Source organism: Polynucleobacter sp. 71A-WALBACH, assembly GCF_018882365.1.
Taxonomy (GTDB): domain Bacteria; phylum Pseudomonadota; class Gammaproteobacteria; order Burkholderiales; family Burkholderiaceae; genus Polynucleobacter.
On record NZ_JACVOP010000001.1, the window covers coordinates 715,351 to 737,910 of the forward strand.

General features: G+C 46.4%; 24 protein-coding genes. 17 read left to right on the forward strand and 7 right to left on the reverse strand.

Annotation, left to right across the window (positions count from 1 at the left end; genetic code table 11):
* Positions 1–40: 40 nt before the first annotated feature.
* On the reverse strand, positions 41–1,531 hold the full coding sequence (locus ICN42_RS03710) for a deoxyribodipyrimidine photo-lyase (protein ID WP_216251046.1): 1,491 nt from the start codon (positions 1,529–1,531) through the stop codon (positions 41–43).
* A gap of 78 nt (positions 1,532–1,609) precedes the next feature.
* Here ICN42_RS03710 and ICN42_RS03715 point away from each other — a divergent pair, with 78 nt between their 5' ends.
* From ICN42_RS03715 to ICN42_RS03750, 8 genes are all read left to right on the forward strand, one after another.
* The gene (locus ICN42_RS03715) at positions 1,610–2,428 is read left to right on the forward strand and encodes a YdcF family protein (protein ID WP_216251049.1); all 819 of its coding nucleotides are present in this window, start codon (positions 1,610–1,612) and stop codon (positions 2,426–2,428) included.
* Between the two features lie 104 nt (positions 2,429–2,532).
* On the forward strand, positions 2,533–3,117 hold the full coding sequence (locus tag ICN42_RS03720) for a YqgE/AlgH family protein (protein ID WP_216252881.1): 585 nt from the start codon (positions 2,533–2,535) through the stop codon (positions 3,115–3,117).
* Complete coding sequence (gene ruvX / locus ICN42_RS03725) at positions 3,110–3,535, forward strand: Holliday junction resolvase RuvX (RefSeq protein WP_216251052.1); 426 nt, start codon at positions 3,110–3,112, stop codon at positions 3,533–3,535. Before ICN42_RS03720 ends, ruvX begins: the two co-directional genes overlap by 8 nt.
* Before the next feature lies 1 nt (position 3,536).
* Positions 3,537–4,043 (forward strand): bifunctional pyr operon transcriptional regulator/uracil phosphoribosyltransferase PyrR, encoded by a 507-nt coding sequence (gene pyrR / locus ICN42_RS03730; RefSeq protein ID WP_216252883.1) that lies wholly within the window; start codon positions 3,537–3,539, stop codon positions 4,041–4,043.
* Positions 4,040–5,020, forward strand: a complete 981-nt coding sequence (locus tag ICN42_RS03735; RefSeq protein ID WP_216251055.1) for an aspartate carbamoyltransferase catalytic subunit — start codon at positions 4,040–4,042, stop codon at positions 5,018–5,020. Before pyrR ends, ICN42_RS03735 begins: the two co-directional genes overlap by 4 nt.
* A gap of 16 nt (positions 5,021–5,036) precedes the next feature.
* Entirely contained in the window at positions 5,037–6,404 is a 1,368-nt protein-coding gene (locus ICN42_RS03740) for a hypothetical protein (RefSeq protein ID WP_255539226.1), read from the forward strand.
* 15 nt (positions 6,405–6,419) lie between these two features.
* Positions 6,420–7,319, forward strand: coding sequence for a DUF6492 family protein (locus ICN42_RS03745; protein ID WP_216251059.1), 900 nt, complete (start codon positions 6,420–6,422; stop codon positions 7,317–7,319).
* The gene (locus tag ICN42_RS03750) at positions 7,319–8,242 is read left to right on the forward strand and encodes a glycosyltransferase family 2 protein (protein WP_216251062.1); all 924 of its coding nucleotides are present in this window, start codon (positions 7,319–7,321) and stop codon (positions 8,240–8,242) included. The genes ICN42_RS03745 and ICN42_RS03750 overlap by 1 nt, the downstream gene beginning before the upstream one ends.
* Positions 8,243–8,244: 2 nt before the next feature.
* Here the strand turns inward: ICN42_RS03750 and ICN42_RS03755 are convergent, their stop codons facing one another.
* Positions 8,245–9,129, reverse strand: coding sequence for an alpha-1,2-fucosyltransferase (locus ICN42_RS03755; RefSeq protein WP_216251065.1), 885 nt, complete (start codon positions 9,127–9,129; stop codon positions 8,245–8,247).
* A 303-nt stretch (positions 9,130–9,432) separates the two neighbouring features.
* Here ICN42_RS03755 and ICN42_RS03760 point away from each other — a divergent pair, with 303 nt between their 5' ends.
* Genes ICN42_RS03760 through waaC form a run of 6 tightly spaced genes read left to right on the forward strand, consistent with a single transcriptional unit; the run spans position 9,433 to position 14,749 of the window.
* Positions 9,433–10,065, forward strand: a complete 633-nt coding sequence (locus ICN42_RS03760) for a hypothetical protein (RefSeq protein WP_216251067.1) — start codon at positions 9,433–9,435, stop codon at positions 10,063–10,065.
* A gap of 51 nt (positions 10,066–10,116) precedes the next feature.
* Positions 10,117–11,175 (forward strand): dTDP-glucose 4,6-dehydratase, encoded by a 1,059-nt coding sequence (gene rfbB / locus ICN42_RS03765; RefSeq protein ID WP_216251069.1) that lies wholly within the window; start codon positions 10,117–10,119, stop codon positions 11,173–11,175.
* 6 nt (positions 11,176–11,181) lie between these two features.
* Positions 11,182–12,144 carry a dTDP-4-dehydrorhamnose reductase gene (rfbD, locus tag ICN42_RS03770; protein WP_216251072.1) on the forward strand — a complete coding sequence of 321 codons (963 nt, stop codon included), beginning with the start codon at positions 11,182–11,184 and terminating at the stop codon, positions 12,142–12,144.
* A gap of 25 nt (positions 12,145–12,169) precedes the next feature.
* Entirely contained in the window at positions 12,170–13,093 is a 924-nt protein-coding gene (gene rfbA / locus ICN42_RS03775; protein ID WP_216252888.1) for a glucose-1-phosphate thymidylyltransferase RfbA, read from the forward strand.
* Positions 13,090–13,656: a dTDP-4-dehydrorhamnose 3,5-epimerase gene (gene rfbC, locus ICN42_RS03780; protein ID WP_255539227.1), complete on the forward strand. Its 567-nt coding sequence runs from the start codon at positions 13,090–13,092 to the stop codon at positions 13,654–13,656. Before rfbA ends, rfbC begins: the two co-directional genes overlap by 4 nt.
* 40 nt (positions 13,657–13,696) lie before the next feature.
* The gene (gene waaC / locus ICN42_RS03785) at positions 13,697–14,749 is read left to right on the forward strand and encodes a lipopolysaccharide heptosyltransferase I (protein ID WP_216251075.1); all 1,053 of its coding nucleotides are present in this window, start codon (positions 13,697–13,699) and stop codon (positions 14,747–14,749) included.
* A gap of 30 nt (positions 14,750–14,779) precedes the next feature.
* Here the strand turns inward: waaC and ICN42_RS03790 are convergent, their stop codons facing one another.
* Positions 14,780–16,396, reverse strand: coding sequence for a TolC family protein (locus ICN42_RS03790; protein ID WP_216251079.1), 1,617 nt, complete (start codon positions 16,394–16,396; stop codon positions 14,780–14,782).
* A gap of 120 nt (positions 16,397–16,516) precedes the next feature.
* Here ICN42_RS03790 and ICN42_RS03795 point away from each other — a divergent pair, with 120 nt between their 5' ends.
* The 3 genes from ICN42_RS03795 to trmB are packed head-to-tail and all read left to right on the forward strand — an operon-like array spanning position 16,517 to position 18,668.
* Positions 16,517–17,368 (forward strand): undecaprenyl-diphosphate phosphatase, encoded by an 852-nt coding sequence (locus ICN42_RS03795; protein WP_216251082.1) that lies wholly within the window; start codon positions 16,517–16,519, stop codon positions 17,366–17,368.
* A gap of 45 nt (positions 17,369–17,413) precedes the next feature.
* Positions 17,414–17,872 carry a DUF2721 domain-containing protein gene (locus ICN42_RS03800; protein WP_216251085.1) on the forward strand — a complete coding sequence of 153 codons (459 nt, stop codon included), beginning with the start codon at positions 17,414–17,416 and terminating at the stop codon, positions 17,870–17,872.
* Positions 17,829–18,668 (forward strand): tRNA (guanosine(46)-N7)-methyltransferase TrmB, encoded by an 840-nt coding sequence (gene trmB / locus ICN42_RS03805; protein WP_216251087.1) that lies wholly within the window; start codon positions 17,829–17,831, stop codon positions 18,666–18,668. The genes ICN42_RS03800 and trmB overlap by 44 nt, the downstream gene beginning before the upstream one ends.
* A 62-nt stretch (positions 18,669–18,730) precedes the next feature.
* Here the strand turns inward: trmB and ICN42_RS03810 are convergent, their stop codons facing one another.
* The 4 genes from ICN42_RS03810 to ribBA form a co-directional block, all read right to left on the reverse strand.
* A complete protein-coding gene (locus ICN42_RS03810; RefSeq protein WP_216251089.1) occupies positions 18,731–20,209 on the reverse strand; it encodes an NAD-dependent succinate-semialdehyde dehydrogenase in 1,479 nt (492 codons plus the stop codon).
* A 138-nt stretch (positions 20,210–20,347) separates the two neighbouring features.
* Positions 20,348–20,842: a transcription antitermination factor NusB gene (gene nusB, locus ICN42_RS03815; RefSeq protein ID WP_370625996.1), complete on the reverse strand. Its 495-nt coding sequence runs from the start codon at positions 20,840–20,842 to the stop codon at positions 20,348–20,350.
* A 5-nt stretch (positions 20,843–20,847) separates the two neighbouring features.
* Positions 20,848–21,366, reverse strand: a complete 519-nt coding sequence (ribH, locus tag ICN42_RS03820) for a 6,7-dimethyl-8-ribityllumazine synthase (protein ID WP_216251093.1) — start codon at positions 21,364–21,366, stop codon at positions 20,848–20,850.
* Positions 21,367–21,390: 24 nt separating this feature from the next.
* Entirely contained in the window at positions 21,391–22,530 is a 1,140-nt protein-coding gene (ribBA, locus tag ICN42_RS03825; RefSeq protein WP_216251095.1) for a bifunctional 3,4-dihydroxy-2-butanone-4-phosphate synthase/GTP cyclohydrolase II, read from the reverse strand.
* Positions 22,531–22,560 lie beyond the last annotated feature (30 nt).

The following is a 22,560-nucleotide window of genomic DNA, read 5'->3' on the forward strand; positions in this document are numbered from 1 at the left end:
GCCCTATCTTAAATCGGAAAGTATCAACATCCTAAATATCTCAGTCAGCCAGAGATTCGGGGCTAACCTTTTTAACTACGCTATAGCGCACTAAGGTCTTTTTACGTGCTTCGTCATGATTGACGATGGGTAGGGGGTAGTCACGTCCCAGAAGAATACCGGCCGCCTCTAGTTCAATGTGACCAGCCTCCCAAGGCGCATGAATGGACTTCTTGGAAAGTTTATCGAGTTGTGGCAGGTACCGGCGAATGAATTTACCTTCGGGGTCAAACTTCTGAGATTGGGTAATGGGGTTGAAGATGCGGAAATAAGGTTGAGCATCGCATCCTGAAGAGGAGGCCCACTGCCACCCACCATTATTGGAAGATAGTTCAAAATCATTGAGGTGTTTTGCAAAATACATTTCACCCCAGCGCCAATCAATACCTAAATCCTTAGTAAGGAAGCTGGCGACGACCATACGAAGGCGGTTATGCATATAGCCGCTTTGGTTGAGTTGGCACATGGCGGCATCCACTAATGGATAACCTGTTTTGCCCTCGCACCAAGCCTTAAATAACTTCTTGGCAGTGGCGCCACTTTCCCATTGGATATTGTCGTAGTCTGGTTTGAAGGCCGCACCCTCAGCCAGTCGTGGGTGATTGGCCAAAATCATGAAATAGAAATCACGCCAGATCAGCTCGCTTAACCAGATCGTTGCACCCATGCCGCCTGCAAGCATACGACGGTGTGCTTCACGGACTAAGCCCCGAATGGAAAGCATGCCAAAGCGTAAGTGGGTTGAAAGATAGCTCACGCCTTTAATGGCAGGGAAATCACGACCGATTTGATATTGATCGATGCGGTGGAGGAAGTCTTCCAGAAAGCTCTGACCACCTTCGGATCCTGGTGGGAGATAAGCTTCAATCCCAGTTGGGCTAAAGCCCATGGACTCTAGAGATGGGAAGGGGGTTTGCAAGGCTTTAGGAATGACCGCTAACTGACCTTTATCGGGGGTGCACTCATAAGCTGCGATATCTTTTTCTCGGAGCGTCTTGAGCCAATTATTTTTATAGGGTGTGAAGATGGAGAAAACAGTATTGGAGTTAGTGAGAATTTCTTTCTTTTCAAAAATTACCTGATCTTTGAAAGTCTCCAATTCAATACCAAGCTTTTCTAATGATCTTGCTATAGAGCCATCGCGGGCAATTGCTGAAGGCTCGTAGTCATGATTGGCATATACGGTATTAACACCCAAGGTCTCCGCAATCTTCGGAATGCACGTAGTAGGCGTGCCAAATTGAACAATCAGTCCGCCACCTTGCTGACGTAATTGCTCATCAATCTGCTTTAGGCCTTGCCAGATAAAGTCTACGCGCCGATCATGCTTAAGGCCGCTGACGTCGACATCTTCAGCCTTCAAGGGATTAAGAATATCCGTATCAAAAATAAATGCCAGCCAAACCTGGGCATTGTTTTTAAGGGCATGGTGAAGTGCGGCATTGTCATAAAGACGTAAATCACGACGGAGCCAAACTAGTGCTTTTTTCATAGCCCCTATATTAGGGCTAATTAGGCTGATTCGCTTGGCTTGCGAGTAATATCCTGCTTATTAATAGATTGCTAATTTATGGACACTATCTTTTTTGTTTTCTCCAAGCTGGTGCAGTTTTGTATTGAACCTCTCAACTGGGTCATTGTTTTTGTGCTGCTCAGCCTATTATTTCTGAGTCTTAGAAAACCCCATCTCTGCAAACGATTCTTACTTTTAGCTTTGGCAGACTTATTACTTGTTGGATGGTTACCCACTTCAGAGATTTTTTTGAGGGTGTTGGAAGATTCAGCCCCAAAAGTTAACCTCTCACAAATATCAGAAAAAGACTTTGGTGGAATCATTGTGTTGGGTGGTGCGATTGAAGGTGGCCAAATCGCCCTGGATCGTGGTGAGGTCTCGATTTATTCCTCGGCCGAGCGTGTCACTAAAGCCTTTGAACTCATTCGCAAATATCCCGATCTGCCCTTTATCTTTAGCGGCTTCTCTGGGCGTCTTTCCCCTCAAGGGATATCTGAAGCAGATGCCTTTAAGCAGTTGGTTGCTGAGCAGGGTTTGCCAGATAAAAATGTCTATTATGAAAATCAATCCCGCAATACCTATGAAAATGTCGTGTTGATGAAGCCAATGATCTTAGAGTTGGGAGCTAATGGCGCCAAAGAAGCTAATGAGCCCCCAAAACCTTGGTTGCTGATTACTTCGGCATCGCACATGTATCGATCAGTAAAGATTTTCCAAAAACAAGGAATTGCAGTGGTGCCGGTTCCCGTGGATTACCAAACCAGTCATTATTTGCGGTGGGGAAAATTTGACCTAGAGGATGGGGTCCAAAACTGGAATAGGCTCATGCATGAGTTTGTAGGTCTTTTGGCCTACTGGATTACAGGAAAGCTCTAGTAATGATGGAGAATTCGGTAAAATAAACTTACATGAACACGGCTAAAAAAGCCCCTGTGGGTCAATCAGCAATCCCCACCCCGACCTCTGATTTAGGGTCCTCGATCTCTTTTTCCGCTGACCACCTCGCCAATCAATTTTTAATCGCCATGCCTGGCATGGTGGACCCCAATTTTGCGGGTTCTGTCATTTACCTGTTTGAGCATACTGAGCGGGGCGCCATGGGCTTAATGGTGAATCGGCCTACAGAGGTGGATTTAGAAACCCTTTTTGACAAGATTGAGCTCAAGCTTGAAATCGCTCCTTTATTGGATCAGCCCGTTTACTTTGGCGGTCCAGTACAAATTGAGCGTGGATTTGTCTTGCATGAACCAACTACTGAGATGCGCTATAGCTCCTCTTTAGCAGTTCCAGGGGGCTTGACTATGACTACTTCTAAGGATGTGCTCGAAGCAGTAGCAGCTGGGGCGGGCCCAAGTAAATTCTTAATGACTTTGGGTTATGCGGGCTGGAGTGCTGGTCAACTTGAAGAAGAGATCACCTTAAACGGTTGGATCAATGTCCCTTTATCCCTTGAGCAGATGAGCGAGATTATTTTTAATACTCCCTTTAGTCAGCGCTATGAACGAACGATGAGCCATTTAGGGTTTGACCCTTCTCATTTATCAGGCGAGGCAGGGCATGCCTGAGGGCATCAGGACGGGTACAGAGCTAACGGTCATGGCCTTTGACTTCGGGACGCGCCGGATAGGTGTTGCTATCGGTAATACTCTCACTTGCCTAGGGCAGCCCATTAAGACTATTGCAGAGGCATCTAGTGATGCTGCTTTTAAGGTAATTGAAGGGCTTTTGAAGGAGTGGCAGCCTAACCGCCTAGTAGTCGGCTTACCTTGCCACCCTGATGGTACTGAGCATGAGATGAGCGCTAAAGCGCGTCGTTTTGGCAATCAGTTGCATGGACGCTTTCATTTGCCGGTGGAGTGGGTGGATGAGCGTTATACCTCGGCTGTTTTAGAGGGAAATCCAGACATGCGAGACAATTTGGATGCCGAGTCTGCGGCCTTGATTTTAGAGCAGTATTTTCTTGAGAAGAATTGGATTGGTTGAGATGAATGCAGAGCAGTCTTATCTAAAATTACTAGAGACTTTGAGTCAGCGAAAAAAAGCTGGCGATTCGTTTGAATTGGCTGGTCTTGCAATGGGTGGTGCTTGGATTGCGGAACGTTTGGCCGCGGATTTAAAGCTACCTCACTTTGGCGTCATCAATGTGGCGTTTCATCGGGATGACTATGCCGAGAAGGGTATGACAGCGCTTCGTACTGCCAGCACAATGCCTACTCATCTTCCTTTTGAAGTGAATGGCGCAAACGTAATTTTGATCGATGATGTGTTGCTGACTGGCCGTACCGTTCGCGCAGCGCTTAATGAGTTATTTGATTTTGGTAGACCTTCCCAAGTCGAGCTGATGGTCTTAGCTGATCGCGAGAATCGGGAGTTACCGATCTCAGCAGATTTTGTAGGGGAGCAAGTGAGTATTCCTGACAATCAAATTTTAGTTTTAGAAAAAGATGGTGCTGGCAAGTTCAGCTTCCAATTAGAGGAGCGCGCAGCATGAGCGGCACTATTAATCCAGCCAGCACTTTTGTAAATCAATTTAATGCTGCTGGCGAGTTAACTCATTTGCTAACTTTGGAAGGTTTGCCAAAAGAGCAAATTCTCCATATTCTGGATACTGCGCAGCAGTTTGTTAGCGTCACTGACCCGGCGAGAGAGGTGAAAAAAGTTCCACTCCTGCGTGGCAAAAGCGTCTTCAATCTTTTCTTTGAAAACTCCACTCGTACGCGTACCACTTTTGAAATCGCTGCTAAGCGTTTATCGGCTGATGTGATTAATTTAGATATCTCCACCTCTTCTACCGCTAAAGGGGAAAGTCTTTTAGACACAATTGATAACTTAGTGGCAATGCAGGCTGATATTTTTGTAGTGCGTCATAGCGTTTCTAGGGCTCCGATTGAGATTGCCCAACACGTTCCCGCACATGTTCACGTTGTCAATGCGGGCGATGGTAGTCACCAGCATCCAACTCAAGGTTTATTGGATATGTATACGATGCGTCACTTCAAGAAAGACTTTAGTGGTCTGAAGGTGGCTATCGTAGGAGATATTGTGCATAGCCGTGTGGCTAAATCGAATATCTGCGCTTTAAGAACTTTGGGTTGTACTGATATTCGTGTAATCGGTCCAGAGAGTCTTTTGCCAAGTGATTTGGATATGTTGGGAGTAAAGGTATTCCACAGCATGGAAGAAGGTCTCAAAGGGGTCGACGTTGTCATGACTTTGCGTATTCAAAAAGAACGCATGGAGGCCGGTCAAGTTCCAGAGGGTGAGGCTTTCTTTAAGCAGTATGGTTTAACACCAGCGCGTTTAGCCTTGGCTAAGTCTGATGCCATCGTGATGCATCCAGGCCCCATGAATCGCGGAGTAGAGATTGATTCAGCAGTGGCGGATGGCCCTCAGTCAGTGATTCTGAATCAAGTTACCTTTGGTATTGCAGTGCGCATGGCCGTCATGTCCATTGTTGCTGGTAACTAATGAGATCGGATATAGCTTGAGCGCTCAAAGTCCTCTGCATCTACCTGCTGTTACTGACAAGAAGCGCTGGCTTATCTTGACCCATGCATTCAATATGGATGGGCGTGCTGCGAGTTTGACCATTACCGATAAGATCCCTTACTTACTTCAGGCTGGTGTGCAGCCGATTGTATTTAGTGCAATCACTGGCTTGAAAGATCAACGCTTCCCTCATCATCAATATATCGCTTGGGGCCCTTCTGGGTTTCGGTTTGACTTTCGTCATTGGGTGGCGAATAAATATGGCCGTGGGTTTATCTATAAGCTCACTACCAGAACAGTGTCCTTACTGTTGGCTCCTCTGATTGCCATTGAAAAACTTTGCCTTGGATATTCTAGTCAATGGTCATGGGCATTGCCGGCGTTTATTCATGGATGGTTTCTAATTCGAGCTGGCAAGGTGGATGTTGTATTTTCTGTGGGCAGTGCTTGGTCTGCCCATCTTGCTGGTGTGTGGCTAAAGAAGGCAACGGGTATTGAGTTGATTTCTGAGGTGCACGATCCTTTGGTAATTCGTAAGAGCCCAGATGATCAGGGGTTTGAGAAACCTAAGAACCGGGATGCGCGCTTTCGTCACTATTTAGAAAATCAACTCACGCGATTTTCTGATCAGGTATGGTGGTTTACTGATGGCGCATTACATTACGCTAAGGTCCGTAATCCTAATCTCAATACTCCTCACAATGCCCACGGCTTTGTAGTGACTCCTGGGGCCGAGCCACCGGGCAGTCTTGAGGATAATCAGGCGCATCAATATACTGATCAACTCAATCTATGCCATTTTGGGTCATTGGCAAACGATCGTTCACTATCTACGATCCTCAAAGCGCTTGTTCCTTTGCTCAAAAAATATCCTGAAGCTAGGGATCACATTCGTGTGCATGCTTATGGCGCTCCTTTAGATTCTTTATCAATAGAGGCCATTAAGCAATTCGGTTTTGAGGATGTTCTGTTGGCGCATGGGCGCTTAGAAAGAGATCCGGTCACTGGTAAATCTGGTCGTCAGCAGGTAGCTGAAAAAATGCAAGCGGCTGATGTTTTGATCTTATTGCACGGAAATGATGAGTGGTGCGCTGAATACATTCCATCCAAGTTTTATGATTACCTATGGACTGGCCGCCCAATCTGGGGCATTACGCATCGCAATCCCCAGTTGGATCAAATGCTTTTAGACAGAGGTGCTTACCTCAGTCCGCAGATTGATGCGGCAGCAATCGAACTTGCTTTAGAGAAAATTTGGCTGGACTGGAGTAATCAGCGACTTATTCAGCCAGCATGGAAGCCCATTGGGGTGGATCAGGCGGTAAATACGATTTTGACTCAAGTTCAAAATAGATCTCAATAAAGCACAGGAACCCATTTGAAAGATTTCGTTCTTTATTGCAAATCCTACTCACGGGATTTTCTTCGACTTCAGAGACTGTTGGAGTCGGTCAAGCGACACAATGTTGACCAGATCCCGTTTTATATTTCTACGGCAATCTCCGAGAAGGCTTTATTGGAAGAAGTGCTCGGTAAAGATGGTTACCAATGGGTAGCTGATGAAGAAATCCTTGCTGCCAATTCTCGGGCTGATTTAGTGAAGTACCGTGAAATGCCGGGAGGACTTTCTCAGCAAATCGTCAAAGCGGAGTTTTGGCGTCTAGGATTAGCTGAAAACTATCTTTGCTTGGATTCTGATAGCAAGTTTATTCGCGACTTCAAGCAATCCGATTTTGTGACTAGTGATAATGTGCCTTATACAGTTCTGCATCAGAACAAAGAGTTATTTCAGATCGCTACTAATCGTGGGTATCATAAAGTAGAGCGTGATTTGAGATTAGAGGCGGAGCGTGTTCAGAAATTATTTAATCGAGTGGGTCCCAGCTTTTATTGCGCGCCGGCGCCATTTAATTGGTCGGCAAAAGTCTGGCAATCTTTAGATCAGGAATACCTGAAACCCAAAGGTATCAGCATTTGGGATCTAATCACTTTGGAGCATCCAGAGTCTTTGATATATGGAGAGGCGATCATGAAGTATCGCGCCATTCCTTTAATCGCTATTGAGCCTCTATTTAGGACATATCACTACGACTGGCAATTTTTCTTAATGAAGCGCTTGGGTGAAACTGAAGCTAAATTAGCTCGACATTATTTTGGTGTGATTTATCAGTCCGCTTGGGATATGGATGGTCATCTTGGATCCCCGAACAAATCATTACCTTCGCGCTTGCTAAGACGCATCAAGCGTTTTGGTCGTTATTTGCAAAGTTACCTCTGATGTCAAAGACGCCGCTAGTGAGTGTGCTCATGCCTGCATTTAATGCAGAGAAGCATATTGCCCAGGCAATCGAGAGTATTTTGCGGCAGACTTATCCCCATTTTGAGTTACTCATTCTGAATGATGGATCTGTTGATCAGACGAAGAACATCCTGAATCAGTTTGATGATGAGCGAATGATCAGAATCGATTTGCCCGAGAATCAAGGTTTAGTCCAGGCTCGTAATCTGTTGGTTGGCGCAGCTAAGGGCGACTATATTGCTTTTTTGGATGCCGACGATATTGCCTTGCCCAACCGCTTGCAGTTACAAGTTTCTTTTTTAGAATCTCATCAAGCGGATATTTGTGGCGGCGCCTATGATTCACTTTATGAAGCTAGAGGAAAGCTAAAAGCATCCAAACAGCGCTATTCAGATGCGGATATCCGCGCCTTAATGACAGTCTGCAGCCCTTTATGTAACCCCGCCGTCATGGGTAGGGCGGAGGTGTTTAAAAAGCATCCTTATCAGACTGGCAAGGACTTTGCGGAAGATTACTCGCTCTGGGCGGAGTTGGCTTTGGCTGAATATCGCTTTGCTAATCTGCGTGAGAAGTTAATTACTTACCGAATTCACGCTAAGCAAACGAGTCAGGTACAAAATTCAGAGACAAATCGAATTTTTAATCACAGTAGAAGCGCTTACCTCACAGGTCTTGGAATGGATGGAGAGTTCTTCCCAAAATCAATCCCTTTAGCCCACAGATTGAAGCGGGCAATGCCATTTATGCTGCAGTTGAATCAGCGGATTCCAGGCATCTCAGTGATGGCCAATTATGAAATTTATGCTCGCTTCCAATTTCGTGGCAATGGGGTGTTAACCCCCTTTACTCGTTTAGAGCGCCTCTTGGTCGCAATACTCGCATCCCTCAGGGGCAGTATTTAGCTTTAGATGCGCTGCCAGTGGGTTGGCAATAAGTCATCCCAGTTCATGGTGAGATCATTGGTCCAGTTGCTTGGGCAGATCACCAAATTATCTGGGTTCTTTGTCAACCAGGCTGCCCACCAACTCAGCGAACTATTGGCTATCAAATGGTATTGACAGTGAGTCATTAACTCCAGCTCCTGAATAACTGCATCATTACTTTCCAGGGATTCAACGAAAGTAATTCTATTTTGATGCGGCAGGTTCGCCTTCACCCAATCCAGGTCATCAGAAAACACAAAGAACTGGGTATTCGGATTTTTCTCCAAAAGCCTATCCATGCCTTCTTGGTAGTATTCCAGTCCGATAAATCCATGTACTTTTGCTGCGCTTGCAAGATGAACGTAGTCACCGCGTCGCACATGAACCATGGCAGAACTACTTGCTTGGATCTGGCTTAGATAATTTTGGTAATGCTGATCTAATGGGGATGCTGGAGTGATTTCTGCCTGGAGTATCTTTTTAACTGACTCAAAGTAACGATAAGATTGCCAATAACCCATCAAGTACAGATTTTGGGTTTTGAAAGCCGGCGCTTTTAAAAGGTGAGGGTCAAAACGATACGGCGTTCTTTCTGAATAAACGTAGGGATTAATCGGCCATAGTTTCTGAAGGATGCGGCGAATGCGTTTTGGTCTCTTCAGTAGGGGCTCTAATGAGATTAAAGCGCCTTTGGTATTTAAGGAGGAAAGTAGTAGTTCTCTAGGGGTGACATCATCATGGCTTTTGGCAAACCAGCCTTGATCAAGCAATAAAGCGCATTGGTGTTTGTGAGCAAGCGCTCTAGCCGTAGCATATTGAAATAGCTGATTGCCTAGGCCGCCTTGGAGCTGTGCGATGATGTTCATAATTCTATAATTAGAACATCAGATGAACTCGATTGGGAGTCTTGTTTCTTAACCGTTTATCTATCGCATTCTGGACAGGATATGACTCTTCACCATTTGTTGCAGCTTGCTAAGAAACGTCAAGTCAAGCTTTAGCACTCACTTGAGAAGCACTAATTTAATTGGCTCTTCAATGCCACAACTCTCCGACAGCACGATGTAGTTCTTGCGCAGGCGGAAAGTGCGCTACAAAATAAATCAGCTCATGAGAATTTACAGGTTTGCCTTAATTCGCCCGACCCGCTAGTTCGCCAGGGCACTCAGTTGAAATTGGAGTTAGAAAAGTCATTTAGCGAATGTCTGTCTGGTAGTAGCAATGAGCGGATTTTGATTCAGATTCCAGATGCGCGTTTTTCACCTGCGGGATACTCGCTCTTTTCTAATCTAATGGAGAGCTTAAATTACATTGGTATTCCTGCGCGAGCCTTGGGCTGGGACGAGGATGTCCAAAAGGCTCTGGACCAATTTAAACCCACCGTTCTGCTCTCAAGTGATAACCATGAATATCTTCGTCGTATTGATTGGGACGTGATTGCTCGATATAAAGTAAATCAACCATTGCGAGTAGGTTTAAGTGCTGCTTTGGAGGGGTATGAGAGTACGCCCTTATTGCCACGTCTGGCCTGGGCCAAGCAGCATCAAATCGATTTTTACTATAGCTATCGAGATGAAGATTACGTAAAGACTCGACAGGAGTATCAACCTTTTTTCGATGTAGGATTTGAGCGCGAGCGTATTGCTTACTTAAAAAATATCGCGCATCAATATTCTGGATTTCTGGATGGTCCCGGCTGGATACAGGTAAAGCACTTTCAATTTAACCGAGAACGGGATCGCTATATTTACGCCCGCGCTAAGTCATTGATAGATCAGTTAAAATTATTGGAACAATCTTAAGTCTTGGCCCATACAAGTGCTTATCTAAGTATCTGATATATAAGGTAAAAAATGATTTTAGTCACCGGTGGTGCCGGCTTTATTGGCGGTAATTTTGTCTTAGATTGGCTCAAAGTGCCCAGTAATGAGGGTGTGATCAATTTGGATAAATTGACCTATGCTGGCAATTTGGCAACTTTAGATTCTCTGAAAGATGATCCGCGCCATATTTTTGTTCATGGCGACATTGGCGATCAAGGTCTAGTTGCAGGATTACTAAAAGAGTATCAGCCGCGCGCCATTATCAATTTTGCTGCCGAGAGCCATGTGGATCGATCGATTCATGGCCCTGCTGAATTTGTCAGTACCAATATCGTAGGTACCTTCAATCTCCTCGAGTGTGCTCGTGAGTACTGGAATGGTTTGGACGATTCTGCAAAGAAAGCATTTCGCTTTCATCACGTTTCTACTGATGAAGTATATGGCTCCCTCTCCGCTACCGATCCTGCGTTTACCGAAACCCATGCTTATGAGCCCAATAGCCCATACTCCGCTTCTAAAGCAGCGTCCGATCACTTAGTGCGCGCCTGGTTTCATACTTATGGTTTCCCAGTGGTCACTACCAATTGTTCCAACAACTACGGTCCTTATCACTTCCCTGAGAAGTTGATTCCGCTGGTGATTCTGAATGCGCTTAATGGCAAGCCTTTACCAATTTATGGTGATGGTCAGCAGATTCGCGATTGGCTTTATGTCGGTGATCATTGTTCCGCGATTCGAGAAGTCTTGGCTAAAGGCAAGTTGGGTGAGACATACAACATTGGTGGCTGGAATGAAAAGGCCAATATCGATGTGGTGAACACTATCTGTGCGATTTTGGATGAGTTAAAGCCGCGTTCTGATGGCAAGTCATACGTAGAGCAAATTACCTATGTGAAAGATCGTCCGGGTCACGATCGCCGCTATGCCATTGATGCTAGTAAGGTGGAGCGTGAGTTAGCTTGGCGTCCTGCCGAGACTTTTGATACCGGTATTCGTAAGACGGTGCAATGGTACTTAGATCATCCTGTGTGGATTGAGGGTGTTGTCAGCGGCTCTTATCGCGACTGGCTTTCAAAGCAGTACAGCTAATCCGCAATGAACATTCTTGTATTTGGTAAAGACGGTCAATTAGGCAAGGCCTTTAAAGGATTGTTGGATTCTCACGTTTCAACATTAGTCGCGCAACCAGTCATCCAGTATGTCGGTCGTAGTGACTGCGATCTTACTAATGAGGCTGCGGTCCTCGCCTTGCTTGCTCAGTTTCAGCCACAATGCATTATTAATGCCTCTGCTTATACTGCTGTCGATAAAGCGGAGGCCGACAGCCAAGTAGCGTTTGCTGTGAATGCTAAAGCCCCAGAGTTGATGGCGCAATATGCCGCTGATCACGATGCTACTTTTTTACATTACTCCACGGATTATGTTTTTGATGGTGAGAAGTACGGCTTTTATCTGGAGGATGATGTACGTCATCCTTTAGGGGTTTATGGCAAAAGTAAGGCCGCAGGAGAAGAGGCGATTACTAGAATATTTGCTAGCAGTAATGGCAAAGGCCAATATGCCATCTTGAGAACTAGCTGGGTCTATGGAGAGGGTGGTAATTTCATTCGCACAATTTTGCGTTTAGCTAAAGAACGTGAAGAGCTCAAAGTAATTGATGATCAATTTGGCGTTCCCACTAGCGCTCAGTGGCTAGCGCAAGTCAGCCTGAGCTTAGCTGTAGATGAGAATATCCAGCTGAGAAGATTTACCTCTGGGATTTATCATGCCGTCCCCGCTGGCGAAACCACTTGGCATGGTTTGTCTCGCCTAGTTGTGCAGACAGCCTTAGATGCTGGTGCCGCTCTGAAGGTGCATCCTAGCGCTATCAAACCTATTCCCGCGATGGAATATCCGCTACCTGCCCCAAGACCTATGAATTCAAGGATGTCGACAGACAAGCTTCGCAAGGTATTTGAGGGTCGAGGCGATATGTCAGAATTACAGCAACTCAATCAACCCTGGGACTTGGCTGTTAAAGCCTATGTTGCTCAGTTGGCCCATGATGGACTTATTTAGAAAGTAAACGATGGCGGTAGATCAAATGAATCGCAAAGGGATTATCTTGGCAGGGGGGTCGGGTACTCGCTTGTATCCAGTTACTCAGGCCGTATCCAAGCAACTGATGCCAGTCTATGACAAGCCCATGGTTTACTACCCATTGACTACGTTGATGCTTGCCGGCATTCGAGATATTTTGCTGATCTCAACCCCGCATGACACGCCACGTTTTGCTGAATTGCTAGGAGATGGCTCTCAGTGGGGTCTCAATATTGAGTATTGCGTTCAACCCTCGCCGGATGGTCTGGCCCAGGCATTTACTTTAGGGAAAAATTTCGTAGGCAATAATCCGAGCGCTTTGGTGCTTGGCGATAATATTTTTTATGGCCATGAGCTGGTTGATCAATTGGATAGCGCGCATGTGCGGAGTAGCGGCGCGACGGTGTTTGCTTATCACGTCAACGATCCGGAGCGGTATGGTGTAGTTGAGTTTGATAAAGACTACAAAGCCCTTTCTATTGAAGAGAAACCACTCAAGCCCAGAAGTAATTATGCCGTAACCGGCCTGTATTTCTATGACAACCAAGTCTGCGATATTGCTTCATCCATCAAGCCTAGTGCGCGTGGTGAATTAGAGATTACCGATGTCAACCGCGTGTATCTTGAAAAGAATGAGTTGAGTGTTGAGATCATGGGCCGTGGCTTCGCCTGGCTTGATACTGGGACACACGATTCATTATTGGATGCCGCAGGTTTTATCGCTACGCTGCAAAAGCGTCAAGGTTTGATGGTGGCTTGTCCGGAAGAGATTGCTTATCGTCAAGGCTGGATTAGCGCAGAGACAGTGCAAAAGGTGGCATCTCAATTGAGTAAGAATAGTTACGGCCAATACTTGAGCAAAATTTTGAATGAACTTAATACTTCTGCTCAACCTGTCGTCTTATCTCATAAGAAAGTGATTGGATGAGCGCGCCATCGAAGTTGCAAGTCACGCCGACCGCTATTCATGATGTCCTGATCATAGAGCCCAAAGTCTTTGGTGATGAGCGTGGCTGGTTTACTGAATCTTTCAATGCGCAGGACTTTGCTCTAGCTACTGGATTGGATGTCGAGTTTGTGCAAGATAATCACTCCTTCTCTCGCCAGTGGACATTGCGTGGCTTGCATTACCAGTTGCAGCAGACTCAGGGCAAGTTGGTACGTGTAGTTGCTGGCAGCGTATTTGATGTCGCTGTAGATATTCGTCAAACATCGCCGACCTATGGCCAATGGGTTGGTGTGGAATTAAGCGCTCAAAATCATAAACAGTTATGGATTCCGCCGGGCTTAGCGCACGGCTTTTTGGTTTTATCCGAAACCGCTGAGTTTCTTTATAAAACAACGGATTACTACCATCCGCAAAGCGAAGCCTGCCTAGCTTGGAATGATTCGACCTTGGGTATCGATTGGCCCTTGCCAAAAGATACGGGTCCGAATATGAATGCCAAGGATGCCGCTGGCCTATTGTGGGATGCTGCCCCGAAGTTTTAAGGTTTTTTGCTTGGTCTGTAAAAGATAAGATAATGCTCAGATGAGCAATGCTGCATTCAATCTCCCCGTATCTGACAGTCCTAAGATCTTATTGGTCAAACTGTCTTCTTTGGGTGATGTGCTGCATAACCTACCGATTGTTTGGGATTTGCGCGCTCGCTTACCTGAGGCACAAATTGATTGGGTGGTAGAGGAGGCTTACGTTCATCTTCTGGAGCCCTTGCGTTCTCGCGCAGGATTTAAGGGAATTGATCGCATCATCCCTTTTGGTCTGCGGCGTTGGAAGAAAAATCTATTCAAGCCCTCTACCTGGAAAGCTTTTTTTGCTTTCCGGAAAGCGCTTCAAGCTAGTGCTTATGATGTGGTGATTGAGACTCAGGGCCTACTTAAGTCAGCCATAGTGTGTTCTCTGGCTAAAAAGAGTCCCAATGCTGTTGTTGCTGGGCTTGCCAATGCCACAGAATTTTCAGGTTACGAGCCCCTTGCAAGATCGTTCTATACGCAGTCAGTACAAGTGCCGACACAATGTCATGCGGTAGACCGCTCTCGCCGGGTGATGTGTTCGGCCTTAGATTGGCCCTTGCTAGAACGAAGCGATGCGCCCCAGTTTTATCCGCAAACATTCGTGCAAAATATTCCAAAATCGCTTGTTCAAGGTTTACAGGTGCCGTATATTTTGTGTTTTCACTCTACCGCTCGGGAGGCTAAGCGTTGGTCTAATGAGCATTGGATTTCCTTAGGCAAAGATTTAGCTACGCGTGGCTATCAAATGGTTTTTCCGTGGGGGAATGCCGCTGAAAAATCTGTCAGCGAGTTATTCGCTTCACAGATCCCTGGCGCTCTTGTACCACCAGCTTTTTCAATTGAAGCAGCTTTTTCAGTTATTGCTGGCGCGGCCTTAACGATTGGTGTTGATACTGGCTTGACACACTTAGCGGCAGTATTAGATAAGCCAACTGTGGAGATATATTGTGATTCTCCGCTGTGGAAGACTGAAGGATATTGGTCTAACAAGATTTGTAATGTGGGTGATATCCACCATCCGCCATCTATTCAAGAGGTGCTAGACGCCTCTCTCAAACTGCTTAATTAGTTCTTTAAATCCCATTGCTGGGATCGACCTTTATCGCAATAAAGTATTAATGGCGAGGAGATCTTCGTCTGATAAAGCTGCTGCATGCGCTTTTAATCTAATGGCATTGAGGATGGTGTTGTAACGCGCCTGTTGCAACAGTGAGCGGGTGCTAATGACCGTATCTAGAGCAATCAATACATCGATGTTGATCAATGTACCCACTTGGAATCCGAGCTTGCTAGATTCCAATGCGGATGTTGAGGAGCGCTCAGCAGCCTCATAGGCCTTGACGCTAGCCAAGCCACCATAGAAACCAGTAAACGCCGTACGGGTGCTTTGAGCGGCAGTACGGCGAGCATTGTCGTAGTTCGCTTTGGCCGCATCTAATAAAGCGGCATTTTGACGAATGAGTGAGCTGTTATATCCACCAGACACTAAGGGAATGTTCATTTGCAAGGCAATAGTGTTGTTGTACACATTGGTTTGCGAAGGTTGATAGCTATTCGGTGTTCCATTGGAAGTGTTGTAGCCACTGGTACCTACCAAGTTAACGGTAGGGTAGTTCAGCGCTTGAGAGGCTCTATAAGTACTCTCTGCTAGGTTGACCGATAGCTGTCCTGCCAGCACATTGAAATTCGCGGTCTCCGCCTGCAGAATCCAATCCTCTAAGGTTTGACCTTTAGGTAATTGCGGATTGACGCTATCAGCAATCGGAATGCCGTTACTATCCTTGCTCTTCATGCGCGGATCTTTTAATACGCCATCTATCTTGGCTTCTTTAGTCAGAGGCTTTAGCGCCCCCACAGAATGCCCTACCAATTGCTCCAATACACCGCGCTTCACAATCAGGTCAGCTTGTGCGGCAATTTCTTGGGAGTTGGCCAGATCCAAGGCGGCTTGCGCAGTATTGACATCAACAATAGTCGCTAGACCAGCATCAAATTTTGCCTGAGCGATATCTAATTGCTGTTTGATTAACCCTTTTTTATTACGATAAAGCTCAACGTTATCTTGGCTGGTCAAGGTATCGAAATAAGCTTGTGACACTCGCAAAATTAAATCTTGTTGCGCTAAGAAAAAGCGCATGTCGGCAATTTTGGTATTCAAGTCACCCTGATTAAACGCCTCAAGGGCTGCCATATTAAAAACAGGCTGCGTCAGCGTAACGGTATAGTTCTTTTGATCAAATACCCTGGAATTTCCAGAGTTGCTCGCCACATTGGTACTACCAACGCCGTGTTGGTAGTAGCGGGTACCGCCAGGGGTTGCATTGGCTTGCGGTAACAGCAGGGATAAGCCCTGCCAATACAGTTCTTTGCTGGCTTGATAGTTAAAGCGAGCGGCATTTAAGACAGGATCACTAAAGGCGGCTTCTTGATAGAGGCGAATCAGATCTGTAGTTTGCCCAGCGTTGGCAGTGCCATTGCCATTCAGGTTAGATGGGGCTCCATTGGTTGGAATAGCTTGCTTGGGCAAGGTAACCATTTGCGGAGGTACATCCAGACCCACTAATGACTGGGCGCTGACTGGTGTTGGCAGGGATGGTCTTGCACCAGTGGCGCTTTGCCCATATGCGTTCAGCGAAAGTGCGCTAAGGCCAAGAGCCTGACTCAGGATTAAACCAAAGGTGGTTAGCTGAGAGAGGCGAAAGCGTGGTGGAGTCATCTAATTCGGATACTTTTCAATGTGCCATGAAGTTTAAGGCTTATTTAAGTAGAGCGCCTCATTTGCACTTTATTTTGCCAAAACTCAGGCCAGCCCCCATCTATCTATAAAATTGCGCCTATGGATCTAATTTTGCTAGCTAAAGCGGTAGTACTAGGGGTAGTGGAGGGCTTGACCGAGTTTTTGCCAATCTCCAGTACAGGGCATCTTATTTTGGTGGGTGACTTGCTCGACTTCAATGATGAGCGAGGGAAGGCTTTCGAGGTCATTATTCAGTTTGGGGCCATCTTGGCGGTTTGTTGGGAGTTTCGTGAAAAGCTCTGGAAAGTCGCTTCAACTGCTAAAACTAGCGCGGTTTCTCGTCGTTTTATCCTAAATCTGCTGATTGCCTCCATCCCAGCAATGGGCTTGGCATTCGTATTTGGCAAACACATTAAAGCGGTTTTGTTTGCCCCCATTCCAGTTGCCAGTGCTTTTATATTGGGCGCCTTAGTTATTTTTTGGGCAGAGCGTCGTCAAACCAAGTTAATGCACTCCCCCAGCAAAACTTACATTGAGTCGGTCGATGATCTAACTCCGTTAGATGCTCTCAAAGTTGGGCTGGCGCAATGTGCCGCTTTGATTCCAGGAACCTCTCGATCAGGGGCAACAATTATTGGGGGCATGCTATTCGGTTTGCCCCGTGCTGTAGCCACTGAATTCTCCTTTTTCTTAGCGATCCCAGTGATTGGTGGTGCTACCGCCTATGAGTTATTGAAGCTGTGGAAAAATCCAGTCTCCTTATCGGGTGATTTTGCTTGGGCAATCGTCGTGGGCTTTATTGCTGCCTTTATCTCCGCCTTTATTTGCGTGCGCTGGTTGATTCATTATGTCGCTGGACATAACTTCATTCCGTTCGCGTGGTATCGCATTGTCTTTGGTTTGTTGGTTTTGGTAAGTGCATATAGCGGTCTAGTGGCTTGGTCTCACTAGTTCACCTTCCCATATGAATGCTAATAGAGGCAGATTGGAGTAAACATGGATGTATCAATTGACGCAATCACGAACAATATTCAGCTAGCGCTTGCCCCAGTCTTTTTATTGACTGCAGTAGCTACCTTGATTAATGCAATCTCCGCGCGCTTAGCTCGCTCAGTGGATCGGATGCGCGCTATTCAGCATCGCATTCAAGAGGGCGATGTGAAAGACAAGGTGATTTTGAGTTACATGATGCGTGAAGCGAATGAGGCAAGAATTCGGGGTCGTCTCTGTACCGTTGCAATCTTCTTTAACGTCTTAAGCGGTGTGTTTATTTCTTTAACTGTTTTAGAGCTATTTTTCTTCCAAGCGGGCGCTGTACGTTCTTTACAAACCACCTATGTCATTTGGACATTTGTGCTTGGCTTACTATCGTTCATGACATGCTTATCTATCGTATTGGGTGAGGTGGTCTATGCCTATCGTTCGGCAGGTTGGAATACTCCCTTCCCAAAATAAAGGCATTAGTACTGTGACTTTTCCTAGAACAGATCGTATCCGCTCTTTTGTGTTGAGGGCGGGCAGAACGACTGCTGGCCAGCAGCGCGCTATTGATGACTTAGGTCCTCAGTTTTTAGTGCCATTTCAAGAGACCACATTAGATCTTGTGCAAACATTTAATGGTTCATTGAGTCCCAAGATATTAGAAATTGGGTTTGGGATGGGTGAGACGACTGCCAAAATTGCCGCGTTGCGCCCAGAAGATGATTTCTTAGCAATTGAAGTTCACCCACCAGGAGTAGGTGCTTTGCTGAAGTTGATTGGTGAGAATCAAATCACTAATTTACGATTGATTCGTCATGATGCGTTTGAGGTGTTGGAAAAGATGATCGCACCCCATTCATTGGATGGCATTCATATTTATTTTGCTGATCCTTGGCACAAGAAGCGCCATCACAAGCGCCGTTTAATCCAGGCGGAGTTTGTAAAGTTACTGGTTTCGCGCCTAAAACCTGGCGCCTATTTGCATTTGGCAACGGACTGGCATAACTATGCCGAACAAATGTTGTTGGTTTTAAATGCGGAGTCCAGTCTCGTGAATACCTCTACAGAGCAAGTACAAGTAGAAACTTTCTCGGCTGATGATGTAGCTAAGTCGGCAGACTCAAAAGAATTTAGACCTACGCCAGAACAACTCAGCGCTTCGCATTCTGGTTATGTCGAGCGACCTGCTTATAGACCGATTACGAAGTTTGAGAACCGCGGCATCAAGCTTGGTCACGGCGTATGGGATTTAGTCTATAAAAAGAAATAATGTGTAGGTGGCTATTCAAAATTGAGAGGTAAAAATAAAGCCACTACTGTGGCTTTATTGTTTTAGAGGCCTAAGCAAACATACTTCAGCTCGAGATATTCATCCATGCCGTAGATGCTTCCTTCACGTCCCAAGCCGGATTGCTTAACTCCCCCAAATGGACCTACCTCATTCGAGATGATTCCAGAGTTGACGCCAACAATACCGTACTCAAGCGCTTCAGCAGCCTTCCAAATACGACCAATATCACGGCTATAAAAATAGGATGCCAATCCAAATTGGCTACTGTTGGCTAGCCTAATTGCTTCCTCATCACTTTCAAAAGAAATGATGGGTGCTACTGGCCCAAAAGTCTCTTCGTAGGTAATGAGCATGTCATTAGTAACATTGGACAGAATCGTAGGCTCGTAAAAGGTGCCACCCAAAGCAGAAGGCTTTCCACCAGCAATCAGTTTTGCGCCCTTGCTCAATGCATCGGCTACATGTCTTTCGACTTTTTCTAATGCGGCTTGCTCGATGAGGGGGCCTTGAGTAATGCCAGCCTCTAGGCCATTACCAACCTTGATTGACTGAATCGCTTTGGCAAACTTTTCTACAAACTCATCCTGTACTTTTTTATGGACATAGAAGCGATTTGCACAGACGCAGGTTTGACCTGAGTTACGGTATTTGGAGGCGATAGCCCCAACAACGGCTGCATCGATATCCGCATCTTCAAAAACAATAAAGGGGGCATGGCCACCAAGCTCTAGAGCTAATTTTTTTACGGTAGGAGCGCATTGCGCCATCAGAATTCGTCCCACTTCAGTTGAGCCTGTGAAGGATAAATGGCGAACTGTAGTCGAGGCGCAGAGGGTTTTACCAATAGCAATCGATTGGTCTGCATCTGCGGTCAGGATATTAATGACACCAGCGGGAACGCCGGCACGCTGTGCCAGTTCTGCAAGTGCTAAGGCACTGAGCGGTGTCAGCTCTGCTGGCTTGATAACAATGGTGCACCCAGCCGCCATCGCTGGCGCAATCTTGCGGGTGATCATGGCAATTGGGAAGTTCCAAGGGGTAATTGCAACGCAAACGCCAATCGGTTGTTTCATCACGATCATGCGCTTATCACTCCAAGTGGTACTTGGAATAGATCCAGCCACTCGCTTCGCTTCTTCAGCAAACCATTCCACAAAAGAGGCGCCATAAGCTACTTCACCAGCTGCCTCGATTAAAGGCTTGCCTTGCTCTAATGTCATGAGAGTAGCGAGGTCTTGAGTATTTTGAATAATGAGATCAAACCATTTGCGCATGACGGCAGCGCGCTCTTTACCAGTTTTGCTTTTCCACTCTTGGAAGGCGCCCTCTGCCGCTTTGATGGCTAACTCTGCATCTTTGGGCTCAAGATTACTTACCTCTGCAATCAGATCGCCAGTGGCGGGATTGTGTACTGCAAAGGTTTTATCTGAGCTTGTCTTAAACCATGCACCATTAATAAAAGCCTCTTCTTTAAATAGGCTTGGATCTTTGAGTAATTTGCGGATATCAATTTTTTGCATGAGGGTGTCTCTTATTTAAAAGGGTGTTTTATTTTATCCCTCAGTGTAGTTTGAATTGCTTCTGAGGGTTCTGGGAAAAATAAAACCCCCTGGACCTCATCGGAAGTGCAGGGGGTGTCATATTGAGTAGGTCTTTAGCTAGCCAGCTTGCACCTCAGTACTACGCAATTGTTGGGCTAAGAGGTCCAATACACCATTGACATATTTATGGCCATCAGTGCCGCCAAAGGTTTTGGCTAATTCCACAGCTTCATTAATGGCAACTTTGTATGGAACCGCTAGGTCAATAGCTAGCTCGTAAGTGCCAATCAATAGTGCGGCATGCTCTACTGGGGAGAGCTCATTAATAGGGCGGTCTAGGGCCGGAGTAATAATGCCTTCGAGCTCATCGGTATGCTCAAGTACGCCGGCAAAAATTCCCTGAAATAAATCATGTTGGCAACGGCGAAATCCTGGATCTTCAGCCAGTTGTTTAGCAATAGCTGCCGCATTTGGAAGGCTGCCTGCGCGGCGCATTACCAAGCTTTGGTACACACCCTGCAACGCATATTCACGGGCGCGACGACGTGGTGTTAGCGAACGCTTAGGGGCGCTAGGGACGGAAGCTGGTGGATTGATAGGGGTCTTAGTCATATCAATCATTGCTCTTCGCTCGGGTGAATTTCGAAATCAATATCAGGGGTAAGGGCTAAAGCGAGGTTGGCCATTTCAACAACGGCCTTGGCACAATCTGCACCCTTTACTTGCACGCGAACTTGCGCTTGTTCGTCAGTCTCGCAGGTGAGAACACCATTGGCAATGGGTAAGCCAGACTCAATGGAGATGCGGGAGATGCCGGAAGCGGATTCATTGGAAACTAATTCAAAGTGATAGGTCTCACCGCGGATTACCGCGCCAAGAGCAACCAGGCCATCGAACTCACCAGTCTCCGCCATTTTCTGGAGTGCGAAAGGAATCTCTAGGGCGCCAGGTACAGTCACCAATTTGATATCGGCTTGGGATACTCCCAGCTTGATAAGTTCTTCAATACAGGCAGTTGTTAAGGCAACGCAATGCTCTTCATTGAAGCGAGCTTGTACGATACCTACACGTAGGTCTTGGCCGTTTAAGTCTGAGGCCAGAACGCCTACTACGGATTCATTATTGCTTGTAGTCATGATTTTGATTGCTTTTTGGATTACTTATTGATGAGATTCAAATGGGGTGTAGCCAGTTACTTCAAGTTTGTAACCGGAAAGGCTTGGTACTGGGCTGGGGTTGGCGAGTAAGCGCATTTTCCCAACACCAAGATCTTTGAGAATCTGAGCGCCAATTCCGTAGCTACGGAAATCAGTTTTGCGAGCCAAAGGTTTTTGCGCTGCTTCAGTGAGAGTGCCGTTGAGCTTATGAAACTGTGCCAACCAATCCACATCATTGGGGGATGCAATGCCAGCCGCGTTTAACAATACTGCTACGCCTGCTGGGGCAGCCGCTAGTTTTTGTAGTGCTTGAGCCAAGGGCCATGAATGGGTGCTGACATGCGCGTCTAAGAAATCCAATGCGGTCACTGGCTCATGTACGCGCACCAAAGTTTCTTCAGTCTCAGATGGCTTGCCATGGACAAGCGCCAAATGAATGCATGAACTCGGGGTATCCCGATAAATAATTCCTTGGAACTTACCCCATGGAGTAACAAACTCTCGCTCACCTTCACGAACCACAATGCTTTCATGTTGGCTGCGGTATTGAATGAGATCGGCAATGCTGCCAATTTTGAGTGCATGTTCTTTAGCGAACTCCAGCAGATCAGGCAAACGCGCCATGCTGCCATCGTCTTTCATGATTTCGCAAATGACGGAAGTTGGAGAGCATCCTGCCATTGCGGCTAAATCACATCCCGCTTCGGTATGCCCAGAGCGAATTAATACGCCACCAGGCTGAGCCATCAATGGGAAGATGTGACCAGGCTGAACCAGATCATTTGGTTTGGCATGCGGGGCTACAGCGGTTTTGATTGTGTGGGCGCGATCAGCTGCGGAGATGCCGGTAGTCACACCAGTGGCAGCTTCAATAGAAACGGTGAAGTTGGTACCCATCGAGGTGCCGTTGTCTCTCACCATCAAAGGGAGGTTGAGTTGCTGGCAGCGCTCACGGGTCAAAGTAAGACAAATCAGTCCGCGACCATGTTTGGCCATGAAATTGACCGCTTCAGCAGTGACATGATCAGCGGCAAGCACTAGGTCGCCTTCGTTCTCACGATCTTCTTCGTCGACCAGAATGACCATCTTGCCAGCCTTGAGCTCGGCAACGATTTCTTCTGTGGAGGCCAGGGTATTTTGCATAGCCCTCTATTTTAAGCTGAGGAGGGGGTT